Source organism: Paludisphaera sp., assembly GCF_037189885.1.
In the GTDB taxonomy this organism is placed as follows: Bacteria; Planctomycetota; Planctomycetia; order Isosphaerales; family Isosphaeraceae; genus Paludisphaera.
Window position 1 is genome coordinate 1 of record NZ_JBBCIR010000112.1, and the last position, 12,788, is coordinate 12,788.

Annotated in this window: 8 protein-coding genes; 5 read left to right on the top strand and 3 right to left on the bottom strand. The window is 71.9% G+C overall.

Going from position 1 to position 12,788, the window contains the following annotated elements; genetic code table 11:
• Window positions 1–1,212 precede the first annotated feature (1,212 nt).
• The 3 genes from WG209_RS24425 (at window position 1,213) to WG209_RS24435 (ending at window position 5,060) form a co-directional block, all read left to right on the top strand.
• Window positions 1,213–3,837, top strand: coding sequence for a DEAD/DEAH box helicase (locus WG209_RS24425; RefSeq protein ID WP_337177726.1), 2,625 nt, complete (start codon window positions 1,213–1,215; stop codon window positions 3,835–3,837).
• The gene (locus WG209_RS24430) at window positions 3,837–4,535 is read left to right on the top strand and encodes a metallophosphoesterase (protein ID WP_337177727.1); all 699 of its coding nucleotides are present in this window, start codon (window positions 3,837–3,839) and stop codon (window positions 4,533–4,535) included. The genes WG209_RS24425 and WG209_RS24430 overlap by 1 nt, the downstream gene beginning before the upstream one ends.
• Window positions 4,536–4,607: 72 nt before the next feature.
• Entirely contained in the window at window positions 4,608–5,060 is a 453-nt protein-coding gene (locus WG209_RS24435) for a hypothetical protein (RefSeq protein WP_337177728.1), read from the top strand.
• A 315-nt stretch (window positions 5,061–5,375) separates the two neighbouring features.
• Here the strand turns inward: WG209_RS24435 and WG209_RS24440 are convergent, their stop codons facing one another.
• Window positions 5,376–6,944 (bottom strand): hypothetical protein, encoded by a 1,569-nt coding sequence (locus WG209_RS24440; RefSeq protein WP_337177729.1) that lies wholly within the window; start codon window positions 6,942–6,944, stop codon window positions 5,376–5,378.
• Between the two features lie 451 nt (window positions 6,945–7,395).
• A complete protein-coding gene (locus tag WG209_RS24445; RefSeq protein ID WP_337177730.1) occupies window positions 7,396–8,328 on the bottom strand; it encodes a HEAT repeat domain-containing protein in 933 nt (310 codons plus the stop codon).
• A 193-nt stretch (window positions 8,329–8,521) separates the two neighbouring features.
• Here WG209_RS24445 and WG209_RS24450 point away from each other — a divergent pair, with 193 nt between their 5' ends.
• On the top strand, window positions 8,522–9,310 hold the full coding sequence (locus WG209_RS24450; RefSeq protein ID WP_337177731.1) for a Uma2 family endonuclease: 789 nt from the start codon (window positions 8,522–8,524) through the stop codon (window positions 9,308–9,310).
• A gap of 1,035 nt (window positions 9,311–10,345) precedes the next feature.
• Here WG209_RS24450 and WG209_RS24455 read toward each other — a convergent pair.
• Window positions 10,346–11,182 (bottom strand): RNA polymerase sigma factor RpoD/SigA, encoded by an 837-nt coding sequence (locus WG209_RS24455; protein WP_337177732.1) that lies wholly within the window; start codon window positions 11,180–11,182, stop codon window positions 10,346–10,348.
• Between the two features lie 396 nt (window positions 11,183–11,578).
• Between WG209_RS24455 and WG209_RS24460 the strand changes: the two genes are divergently transcribed.
• Complete coding sequence (locus tag WG209_RS24460) at window positions 11,579–12,766, top strand: DNA methyltransferase (RefSeq protein ID WP_337177733.1); 1,188 nt, start codon at window positions 11,579–11,581, stop codon at window positions 12,764–12,766.
• Window positions 12,767–12,788 lie beyond the last annotated feature (22 nt).

Below are 12,788 nucleotides of genomic sequence, written 5' to 3' on the forward strand. Positions count from 1 at the left end.
CCCGGCGCGCGTCCCCAGCCGCGGCCGTTCGCGAGGTCGCCCTCCCCGGTCGGCGCCCCGCGCGGCGGCCGCGGGACCGGGGCGACGGGGGCGCCTGAGCCCGTCGCCCGGCCCGCCAACCCCGGCGCGAACCGACCGGCCCCGGCCCCCCGCCCCGAGCGGGGGGAGACGCCGATCGCGCGCGGCCCCGCCACCCCGCGGCCGGCGACGGACCTCCCCCGGAATCGCGCCAACCCGGCCGCCCCCGCGCAGCGCCCCGACATGGAGAGGATTGGCCCGGTCGCCGGCTCGCCGCCGAACCGTCCCAACCTGGCGGCTCCCGCGCCCCGACCCAAGATGGAGAGGATGGGGGTGCCCGCCGGCCTGCCGCGGAATCGCCCCGACGTCACCACCGCCGCGCCCCGCCCCCCGATGGAGCGGAAGGGGCTGGGGGCGAACCTCGCCGCGCGTCCGCTCCCCGAGCGGCCCATGCGCGAGGGGGCCCCGACGAATCTCGGCATGAGGCGCGGCCCCGCCGCCGCTCGAGCCGAGGCACAGCCTCCCGCCGTCCGGCGACCCCCGCCAGCTCCCCGGCCGATGGGCCCGGCCGCACGCCGCGCCGCCGCCGCCGAGGGGGCGAGGCCCGGCCCGAATCCCTGATGCGACCCGCGCCGACGGTTCCCAGCGGGGCCCTCGGCGCGTATCATTACCGGACCCCGACGGACGCCGGCGACCTGGCTTCGTTTGGGTCCGTTCGTCATGCGCGATCGCGTGGGGAGGTTGGCGGAAGTGATCGATTGGCCGAGGGTTGCGGCGAGAACCGGCGGGCGAAAGTTGGCTTCGTTCGTCGAAATTCGAATGGTTTTCTCGGCGGCGCGAGTGGCCCGATTTGCCTGGGGCGCGCTAGACGCGTCGGCGGCCGGCGAGGGCCCTCGCGCTTCGGAGACTGTGCCGGCCGCGTGGACCACGAACCGACGCAATCCCCCAAGCGCGCGGGCCCTCACCCGGCCCTTCGGGCAAATCTCTGCCGGCTGGAGAGGGGACGTGGGACGGAGACCGACCGCGAATTGACGCGGATCGAGAAAGGCGACAACACCCTTCGTCTGGCTCGGCGTCATCCCGATATCATCGCCCATGCCCGTCGTCCCTCGTCGTTGCGCGGATATCCACCATGCAGTGCTATACGGATCCCGGTCAGCGACGATAAATCGGGAATATTTTCGAAAATTCACCATGATCGACCGCACTGATGACGCCGGGGACGCGCTGGATGGGCTTTGCGACCCCGTGCGCGGGTGGTTCGAGGGGGCTTTCCCGACGGGGCCGACGCCCGCGCAGGCGCTGGCCTGGCCGGCGATCGGGTCGGGCGAGCATGTCTTGTTGATCTCGCCGACCGGGACCGGGAAGACGTTGGCGGGGTTCCTCGCGATCGTCGACCGGCTGACGCGCGAGCACCTGGCGGGCGGTCTTGAGCCGGGTCTGCGCTGCGTGTACGTCTCGCCGCTGCGGAGCCTGGGGTACGACGTCGAGAAGAACCTGTCCGTCCCCCTGCGCGGGCTGCAGCGGCTGCTCGGGTTGAGGGACTGCCCGATCCGCGTCGGCGCGCGGACCGGGGACACGTCCGCCCATGACCGCCGCAAGCTCCGCGAGGGGCCGCCGCATATCCTCATCACGACGCCCGAGAGCCTTTCCCTGCTGTTGAGCCAGTCGGCATGGGCCGAGCATTGGGCCGGGGTGGATCACCTCGTCGTCGACGAGGTCCACGCGCTGGCCGCGACGAAGCGCGGGGCGGATCTGGCGATCTCGCTGGAGCGGTTGGCGGAATCGGCCGGCGGCGACCCCGCGCGGGTGGGGCTCTCGGCGACGTGCCGGCCGCCGGAGCCCGTCGCGCGGTTCCTGGTCGGGCCGTCGCGGACGTGCCGGGTGGTGGAGGCCCCCCGCCCCGTCGGTTCGCGCGCGATCGAGATCGAGGTGGAGTCGCTGCTACGCCCCGGCGAGGGGCCCCATCGCGGGCTGACGTACAATCGGCTGCTTCGGCGAGTCCGGCGGGCGACGGCCGACAACCGCACCACGATCGTCTTCGCGAACAGCCGGCCGATGACCGAGAAGATCGCGCACGACCTCCGACACGCCCCCCCCGGCCGCGGCGAGACGGTCGCCCCGTTCGACGGCGAGACGGAGATCGCCGTCCACCACTCGGCGCTGGACGCCTCGCGACGGCGCGACGTGGAGGAGCGGCTGAAGGCGGGGACGCTGCGGGCCGTCGTCACCAGCACCAGCCTGGAACTCGGCGTGGACATCGGCTCGGCCGACCTGACGATCCAGGTGGGTTTGCCCGGCGGGGTGTCCCGATGTGTACAGCGGGTGGGGAGGTCTGGGCATCGCGTGGGGGGCCGCGCGCGGGGCCTGATCCTGGCCGCGACCGCCGCCGAGGTCATCGCGGCGGCCGTCACCGCCCGCGCGGCCAGGGCCGGCGAGATCGAGCCGCTGAAGCCCGTCGATTCGCCGCTGGACGTCGTCTGCCAGCAACTCATCGGCATGGCCTGTCGCGGCGAGACCTCGATCGACGCGGCGCATGACCTGCTCCGCAAGGCCGCGCCGACGGCCGACCTGAGCCGGGCCGATCTCCTCGCCTGCCTGGACTCCCTGGCGGGAGACCTGCCCACGCCCGCCGGCGCGTTCGAGCCCGAGCCGGGCGCGGCGCCGCGCTGGACGTCGCCCCGGATCTGGAAGCGGAACGGCTGGTTCGGCGCGCGGTCGGCCCGGGTGAAGCGCTGGCTCTGGGGCAACGTGGGGACGATCCACGCCGAGGAATCGGTCGCGGTGATCGCCGACGGCGCGTCGGTCGGCACGGTCGAGGGGGCCTACGCCGAACGGCTCTCGGCCGGGGATCGGTTCGTGCTGGACGGCCGGACGCTGGAGTTCCGTCGGCTGGAAGGGGCGGTCCTGCACGCGAAGCTCGTCGGCGGCGAGGCCGGCGCGCTGCCGGTCTGGCACAGCGACCGCCAGGCGCTCTCGACCGAGCTGGCCGCCGAGCTGGCCGCGTTCCGCTCCGAGGCGTCCCGGCGCTCGGTCTGCGACGGCCCCGAGGCCGTCCGCGCCTGGCTGGGCGAGACCCTGCGGCTCGACGCCCGCGCGGCCGACGTGGCGGCGGAATTGATCGAGGCCCAGGACCGCTGGAGCGAGACGCCGGGCGTCGACGTGCTGCTGGTCGAGGAGTTCCCGACGCCGCTGGAGCCGGGATGGACCTACGCCTTCCACGCCCCCCTGAATCGCTCGGCATGCGAGGCGCTCGGGCGGGCGGTCGCCGCGCGACTGGGGCGCAAGCACGGCCGCGACGCCGCGTTCCAGCCGGCCGACCTGGGATGGTCGATCCGCGTCCCCGACGACGACGCGCGGCTCGACCCCGCCGACCTGGCCGGGATCGCGAGCCTGGACGACCTGGAGGCCGACGTCATGGAGGGGATCGACCGCGGGGAGCTGGCGGCGCGTCGGTTCCGTCGCGTGGCGGCCACGGCCCTGATGGTCCTGCGGAACCCCGAGCCGGGCAAGCGGGTTCGGGTCGGCGGGATGAACTGGGTCTCCACGCGGCTCTATCCGCTGGTGAAGGCGGCGTGCCCCGACCACCCCCTGCTCCGCGAGACGCGCCGGGAGATCCTCCACGACGTGCTCGACGTGCCGGCCGCCGCGCGCTGGCTGGCGACCGGGCCGACGGTCCGCCTGAGGCACCTCGCCTCCCCCTCCCCCTTCGCCGCCGCCTGGATCGCCCCCGGCGGCGACGAGGCCATCCGCCACGACTCCCCCGACGACGCCCTGCGCCGGCTGCACGCCCGGATGATCGCCGCCGGGGGCGCGTGATGATCGGACTACATGAGCATGAGGGATGGCTGCTGACCCCCGAGGGCGCCGCGATCCGTCCCGAGGAGGCGACGGCCGTCGTGGCGGACGTCCACCTGGGCTACGAGTGGGCGCGTGGCGCGGCCGGCGACTGCGTGCCGGCCCATTCGCTTTCGGAGACCATCGATCGGCTGGCGCGGGTCCTGGCGCGGGCCGAGACGCGGCGGCTGGTCGTCGCCGGCGACCTGGTGGAATCCCCGCGGCCGTGCGCGCGGACGGCGGCCGACGTGGCGAGGCTGGAAGACTGGCTTTCGGCGCGCGGGGTCGACCTGATCCTGGTCGCGGGCAATCACGATCGCTCGCTGGGGAGTTCGCCGAGGCCCCCCGCGATCGTGCCGTCGCTGGACCTGGCGGGGTGGATGGTGCGGCACGGCGATCGGCCCGTGATCGACGAGCGGGCCGTCATCGGCCATCACCACCCGGCGCTGCGGGTCGGGGGGCTCGCCTCGCGATGCTTCCTGGCCGGGCCGAGGCTGCTGGTCTTGCCGGCGCTTTCGGGGAACGCGGCGGGGCTGGATCTGGCGACGACCCCCGCGCCCGCGGCCTGGTCCGACGCCGGGCTGCGCTGCCTCGCCGCGACGAGCGACGGCTTGCTCGATTTCGGCCCGGTCGCGACGCTCGCCTCGCGACTTCGCTCATTTGTCGATTCGTCGCATTGATCGGCGCGGTCGTCCTGATTAAGATGAGCGCGGCACCCTTCCCCGACCTCTCCTCGATCGAGGTCTCCCGTCATGACGATGCACGATCGTGATAGCATGCGGAAAGGTTGGATCGCCTTCATCTTGATGTCCTCCGTCGTCGGCGCCGGCGCCTACGCGGGCCGCCCGGGGGTCCGCAACGGCGACTCCCAGGTTTGGGGCCGCGTCACGGTGCGGGGCACGCCCGTGAAGGACGGCACCGTCGTCCTCAAGCCCATCGTGGACCGGAACGCGACCTGGGGATCCGGCCTGCTGGACCAGCACGGCCGCTTCCACCTGGAGGGATCGCGGTCGGACGTCCCCCTGCTGCCGGGCCGCTACCACGTCTACCTCTGCCCGCCGACGCGGGTCGACTACGCCCTGGGCAAGCCCGTCGCTCTGGCCGGTTTCCCGGTGCCGCAAAAATACCTGGATCCGATGTCCCCCGCCATCCAGCTCGAGATCCATGACGAGCCGATCCACCTCGACCTGAGGCTCGACGACTGAAGGCCGGCGCGTTGATCCGAACCATCGTGACGGACGTTCGCGCCCTCGCGCATGGACGCGACGTTGACGGGGATGGGGACGGTGCGTCCCGCTGGAACCGGAACTCGGGATCCGGGACCAGGCCGACGGCCGCGGTAAACCCATTCGAAATCCGGCGGTTGTTGTTCCGCCCCTCCCCCCGTCGTTCCCTTCGGGGCACCCTCCCAGGCGAGGGGGAGGGCCGTGATTCGAGAGTCCGCGCGCGAAGAAGCGGCGGCCCCCCGGATGGAGGGCCGCCGCCCTTGATCAAGCCGGCGGTGCCGGCCGATGGGTCGGTCAGTAGCAGGTGAGGCAGGTCGGGATGACCACGGGGACGGTGGTCACCTGCTGGACGGCCACGGTCCGGGGGACGTAGCGGGCGACGACGCGGGTCGTGGTCACGGGGACCTGCTCGGCCACGCTGACCGGAACCTGGCGGCTCGCGGTCTCGGCGACCATGCGGGTCTGGACGACCGGCACCCGTTCCGACCGCTCCTCGGCGACGTAGTTGCAGGTCGTCACCGGGATGGTCTCGGTCCGTTCCTCGGCGACGTAGCGGCAAGTCTGGACGTCATAGGGCTCCACGCGCTCCTCGGCGACGTAGGTGCAGGTGGTGACGGGGACGGTGTCGACGCGCTCCTCGGCCACCATCTCGCAGGTCTGGACCTCGTAGGGCTCGACCCGCTCCTCGTTGACGTAGGAGCAGGTCTGGACCTCGTAGGGCTCGACTCGTTCCTCGGCGACGTAGCGGCAGGTCTGGACCTCGTAAGGCTCGACCCGCTCCTCGGCGACGTAGCGGCAGGTGGTGACGGGGATGGTGTCGACGCGCTCCTCGGCGACCATGCGGGTCGTGGTGACGGGGACCTGGCGGACCATCGTCTCGCGGACGTACCGGGTCTCGGAGACGTCGCGGACGACGGGGCGGGAGACGAACACGCGCTGGCTGACCACGCGCGGCGGCGTCTGGACGGCCACCGTCGTCGTCACCTTCTTCTTGTGCAGGCAGCCGAACAGCCCGCGCGTCCGCTCGTAGCCGCAGGGGTCGCAGTCCGTCACCGGCACGCGCACCCTGCGCTCGACCACCGGTCCGGGGATCGTGGTGTACTGGCGCTCGAAGTAGCCGGTCTCCACCGTCTCCTGGCGGACCGTCGTGACCGGGCGGCAGACGGTGTACGGCTGCTCGACCATCACGGTCTCGGTGACGGGCTTCATGACGGTGTAGCGGCGCTCGCGATTGACCGTCTCGTACACCGGCCGCGAGACGGTGTAGCGGCGCTCGCGACGCTCGGTCTGGTAGACCGGCTTCATCACGGTGTAGCGCCGTTCCATCTTCTGGGTCTGGTAGACCGGCCGGGCGACGGTGTAGCGCCGCTCCATCTTCTGGGTGCGCATCACGGGCTTCATCACCGTGTACTTGCGCTCCTGATTGACCGTCTGGTAGACGGGCTTCGTGACGGTGTACCGGCGCTCGCGACGCTCGGTCTGGTAGACCGGTCGCATGACCGTGTACTTGCGCTCCTGGTTGACGGTCTGGTACACCGGCTTGGTGACGGTGTACTTGCGCTCGACGTAGGACGTCTCGGCGACGGGCCGCATGACCGTGTAGTTCTCGGTCTTGTAGGCCGTCCGGTAGCGCGTCTCCATGACGGTGACGGGCTGGGTCTCGTAGACGGTCTCATAGACCGTCTGGTAGACGGTCTGGACCTGTGGCGCCAGGGCGACGACGCTGGTGGCGACGACCGGGGCCGGGGCGCACGAATGGCACGCGCCGCCGCCGTAGGTGGCCCACGCCGGCGAGGCGGTCCCGCCGAGCAGGGCGACGGCCGCGACCGCGGCCAGGCTCAAGGGTCTCAGGGACGTGGACATGCGGAACTCCTCCGAGGAGCCTCGGTTTTCCAGCCGATCCGCCGTCGCGCCAGGCGACGGCCGTCGACCCCGAGGGAGCGCGCCGTCTCGTCCCTGAGAAAGCCCTCTCGAAAAAAATCGCTCGCCCCCCGAAATCCCTCAAGGGGCCTGCCGATCGATGTCGATAACACTACGTTCGCGGCCCTCCGAAGGGCCTCACGAGCTAACTATATCACCGCCCGCTCCCCCGACTTGAGCAAATCCGCGGGGATTCCCGCCCGATCGCGTCCTCGCCTGCCGGTTACGCCGATTGCGACGCTCGGGACGAGCCCGGTCGAGTTTCAGGGGATGCAAGCCGCGCGCCCGACGATCGGGCGGGACGTGGCCTCCCCTTCATTACCATACGTAAAATCCGCGCGTTGCGTTCGACTTGCCGACGGGGAATGTGAAGTTGCGCTGCGGATTGTAAATATTACAATTCGGCGTTCGCTTGCAATATTTGCAAGAGGCGCAGCGCGGCGTCGCGGGTCGGGGCGTCGGTCGAGGCGGCGAGGGCCTCGACCCGGGGGCGGGAGTCGCGGAGGAGCGCGGAGGCGGCGGGCCTCGCCAGCGCCGCGAGCGCCTGGAGGCGGACGGTCCGGGCCAGGCCGGACCCGTCGTCGGGGGCGAGCATGCTCGCGATGGCGGCGGCGGCGGCGGGGTCGCCGCGGCGAGCCAGGGCGAGCGCGGCGTTGTCGCGGACGCAGCGGTCGGGATCGTCGCCGAGCCGCTCGCGAAGGATCTCGGCGGCGGGCTCCCCCCCGTGGAATCCGACGGAGAAGACGGCCACGCGGCGAAGCTCGGGGAGGTCGCCCGCGCGGGCGGCGGCGGCCAGGGCCTCCAGGACGCCCGGCGTCGGCGGGGCCCCCTCGGCGCGGGCGGCGTGCCGGGCGAGGCTGGCGGCGGAGGCGACGCGGACGACCGGGTCGTGGCGGGCGTCGAGCCCTCGGGCGAGAGCCGCCAGGGGGTCGACGGCCTCGCCGTCGTCGACGGTCGCCGCGTCGGTCTGGAAGGAGCCGACGGCCAGGGCCAGATACTCGGCCATCCGCGGGTCGCCGCCCCGGGTCAGCTCGGCGTCGAGCCGTCGGGTCAGCTCCCCGAGGAGGCGGGGGTCGGAGGCGGTCGCCGGATCGGACCGCAGCCGGTTGGCCAGCTCGAACGCCGCGCGCCAGCCCTCGCGGCCGTCGCCGAGCTTCCGCGCCGACGCCATGACGTCGGCCGGCGCGCCCCCCCACGTCGACATCGCGAGCCAGAGCCCCACGATCCCCGCCACGATCAGCGCCGGGATGACGAAGAGGCGGAGGACGAACTCGGTCGAGGGGCCCTCCACCTCGGGCAATTCGTAGGGGGTCTCTCGCGGGTTCATGGAACTCGCCGCGCGGGATCGTCCGCGAAGGCGCCTGGCGGGGTTGGGGGCGGGCCGCGTCGTCGCGACCCTACCCCCGAGTCTAGGCCCGGCCCCTCCGCGACGGCAAGGGGCCGGGTTGTCGGCGGAACGGGCGTCGTGGTATACCAGGTCTGTACGCCTGAATCCGACGCGACGCCCGGGAGGTCCGTCCATGAGCACCGCCGACCGGCCCGTGGAGGAGGTCGTCGCCCCGTCATGGTGGCGCAACCTCGACCCCTACGACCCACGATTTCCGACCAGCGACGGCAAGCCGATGGCCGACAGCATCAGCCAGTACCGCTGGATGGTCACGATCCAGGAGGGGCTGGACCTCCTGTTCCGCGACCGTGACGTGCTCGTCGCCTGCAACATCCTCTGGTATTTCGACCGCGACGACCCGAGGAAGCGCCTTGCGCCCGACGTCCTGGTGGCGTTTGACCGCCCGCGAGGAGATAGAGGCTCGTACAAGCAGTGGTTCGAGGGGACCCCGCCGCACGTCGTCTTCGAAATCCATTCGAAGGGGAACCGACCTGGCGAGATGCTCCGCAAGCAGCGTCAGTACGACGCCCTCGGCGTGGAGGAGTATTATTACTACAACCCGGTCGACGCCTGGCTCCGCGGGTGGCTCCGCGACGGGGGGGAGCTTCGACGGATCGAGGATGTCGAGGGCTTGACGAGCCCACGATTGGGGATCACGTTCACCAGCACCGGCGTCAAGGAAGGGTTGGTCATCCTGGGCCCGGACGGTGAGCCGTTCCAGCACGCGCAGGAGGTCTATTACGACCGCAAGGTCGCGAGGGAACTCGCCCGGGACGAGAAACGCCGTCGACTCCAGGCCGAACTCCGGGCCGAGGCCGAGCGGGAGCGGGCCGAGGCCGAGCGGGCGCGAGCCGAGGCCGAGCGGGCGCGGGCCGAGCTGTTGGAGGCTCGCCTGCGCGAACTCGGGGAGTGGGTCGATTGACGACGGGGCTCCCTGTTGTTTCCGGCCTTGACGGTTGCTCCGGATCGGGGTCTAATCCCGGCGTCGAGGACCGTGGCGACGCCCGGGACTCGACCGACGGGCCCTGACGCGCACCTTCGACCTGACCCCAACGGATTGACAAGGGCCCGCCGTCCGCTTCATGGACCGCCCGGACTCGCGCATCGGCGCGCCGGGGGGGCCATGGGGATCAGCATGATGCCGATCACCAGGAGGTCAGGTCGCGCCCGCGGGACGCGGGCGCTCGAAGGAACGACGCCATGCACCGGATGCGCACCAAGATCAGTCGATGGGTCCTCCCCGCGTTCCTGCTCGCCCTCTCGGGCTTCGCGTCGGCGCCCCGCGCCGACCTGATCCGCCCGCACGGGGTCCGGGCCTACCCGAACATCGCCGGCGAGATGGCCGGCGAGCAGACGTATTCGTACGACCCGCGCACGCGGACCGGCGTGTTCCGGGTCAGCACCGCGCCCCACGTGCTGGCCCTGGGGCCGGGGGGCGTGCGCATGTTCGACGTGATGCCGGACGTGGAGGGGACGCTCAAGGAGACGCTGGAGCTGACCCTCGACCACGACGGCCAACTCGTCGACCAGCCCGAAAACGCCTTCGAGCTGCGCGGGTCGGTGACGATCGACGGCAAGGTTTACGAGGGCGTGCTGCTCACCGGCCGTCCGACGGCGTTCGGGGCCGAGTCCAGGGCGCCGGAATCGCGAGGCCGGACGGGGGTGTTCGACCTCAGCATGGAGGTGACCGGCGGGAAGCTGGCGGCGGCGTTCGGCCCCCGGGTCTACTTCCGGGTGACGCCCCAGGGGGGCTCCACGTTCGAGGGGGACTTCACCGCCGACTTCTCGGGCGGGCGTCCCCTCACCAGCCTTCGCGCGGCCCGGGGCGAGGCGGCCCCGGTCCCCGTCCCCGAGCCCAGCCTGCTCCTGTTCGTCGCCGCTTGCGGCGGCGGCTGCCTGGCGACGCGCGCCCTGCGACGGCGGAAGTCGCGGCGACGCCAGGCGTTCGCGGCGTCGGTCAGTCGGCCTGGAGCGACGCCGACAGCTTCCCGAGGGCCTCGTTCTCGATCTGCCGGACGCGTTCCCGGGTCAGGCCCAGAGACTCGCCGATCTCCTTCAGCGTCTTGGGCGGGGCGTCGTTGAGGCCGAACCGCATGCGGAGGACGGTCGCCTCGCGCTTGTCCATCGAGTCCAGGCGGCTCATCACCATGCGGAGGTCGTCGGCCTCAACCATCTCGATGTCCGGGGCGCGGGTGCGCTCGTCCATCAGCATCTCGCCCAGGCTCCAGCCGTTCTCGGGCTGATCGGTCTGGGGGACGAGGTTGTAGACCTTGATCGCCTTCTTGACGATCGCGAGCTTCTTCTTGGGGATCTTCAGCGTCTTGGCGATCTCGTCGACTGTGGCGGGCCGCCCGAGGGTCTCTTGCATCTCGGTCGCCGTCCGACGCCACTTGAACAGCAGCTCGACCATGTACGCCGGGATGCGGATCGGCTTGGCCGTGTTCACCAGCGCGCGCTTGATCGACTGCTTGATCCAGTAGCTGGCGTAGGTGCTGAACCGCGTCCCGACCGCCGGGTCGAAGCCCTCGACGGCGCGCAGCAGCCCCAGGTTCCCTTCCTCGATCAGGTCCTGCAGGGCCAGCCCCTTGCCGACATAGCCGCGGGCGATGTTCACGACCAACCGGAGATTGGCGCGGATCATCCGGTCGCGCGCCTGGTCGTCGCCGTCGGCGATCCGCCGGGCGAGCTCCTTCTCCTCGTCGGCGGTGAGCAGCGCCACCTCGTTGATCTCCCGGAGATAGGTCTCCAGGGGGCTCTGCACCGTGTCTCGGCGATGTCTTCGAATCCGGGCCATGAAGATCCTCGTTGTGTCGGTCGTAACATGGTCCGATCACGTCCCCGAGTCGGTAGACGAGGACCGAAGCCGAAACACCGGGGGGGCGACCGAAGGCCGCCGCCCTCCCCGGACCCGCGCGGCCTGACGCGGGGGGCCGGCCGATGAGAGGCGGGCTCGCCGCCGCGATGCCCGCCGTCCCCTGGCCCTGCTCTCCCCCGCCGCCGCTTGACAGAACGAAATATCGGACGTCCCCCATTCGCATGATAAGCTGGGGAAGACCCGGAAAGCTGGGCCGCAGGTGGATAGACGGGACATGGGGGTTTGGGGTGGTTTTTCGGTCGTCGCGGTTCGGGCGACGGTCGAGGCTTTGCGGGTGGCGCGGGTCGTTCGGCCTTGGGCGGAGGGGATGGCGGCGTGGGGGATGGTCCCGGCTGGGAGGTGCGTCACGGCGACTGCCTGCCCCACCTGGAGGCGATGCCGCCCGGCTCCGTCCACCTGGCGTATCTCGACCCCCCCTTCGCGACCGGCCGGGTCCACCGGCTGAGCCCGCGTGACCGTTCGGCGGTCTATGAATTCGCCGACGTCTGGGAGACCCCTCGGGCCTACGAGGCGTTCCTGCGAGAGCGGCTGGTGGCGGCCCGCCGGGCGCTCGCCGATTCCGGGAGCCTCTTCTTCCACTGCGGGCGCGACGCCGGCCATGTCGCGCGGGGGCTGCTCGACGAGGTGTTCGGGCCGTCGCGGTTCCGCTCCGAGATCATCTGGCACTACCGGCGCTGGTCGAGCGGCACGCGGGGGCTGCTGCCGGCGCATCAGACGATCCACTACTACACGAAGTCGGATGAATTCGTGTTCAACCCCGTCTGGGAGCCGTACTCCCCGGCGACCAACGTGGACCAGCTCGTCCAGCGCCGGCGACGGGACGGGGCGTCGAAGTCGATCTATGCCCGCGACGACGAGGGGCGGCCGATCCCGTCAGGGGCCAAGCGCGGGGTGCCGCTGGGCGACGTGTGGGACATCCCCTATCTGAACCCCAAGGCGCGCGAGCGGACGGGGTATCCGACGCAGAAGCCGCTCGCGTTACTGGAACGCATCGTGGCGCTCGCGAGCCGGCCGGGGGACGTGGTGCTCGACCCGTTCTGCGGCAGCGGCACGGCGTTGGTCGCGGCGGTGTCGCTGGGGAGGCGAGCCATCGGGATCGACGCATCCGAGGCGGCCGTCGCGCTCGCGCGATCGCGGCTCGAACGCCCGGTCCGTTCGGCCTCGCGGCTGATGGAGCGCGGGCGCGAGTCCTACCGCACGGCCGACGCGGAATGCCTGGGCCTGCTCGCCGGGCTGGACGTCGTGCCGGTCCATCGCAACGCGGGCGTCGACGCCCTGCTCAAGTCCGGCGAGGACGGCCGCCCCGTCGCCGTGCGAGTCCAGCGTCCCGGCGAGACCGTCGGCGAGGCCGCTTCGAAGCTTCGCCGCGCGGGGGCCTCGATGCAGGCCGCCCGGCTGTTCCTGGTCGTCCGCGAGCCGGGTGCCGGGGATACGCCGGAGGGCGTCGAGCTGATCGAGTCGCCGGCCGCGATGATCGCGCGCATCCTGCCCGGGAGTTCCTGAGCCGGACGAGCCGTCTCCGCCC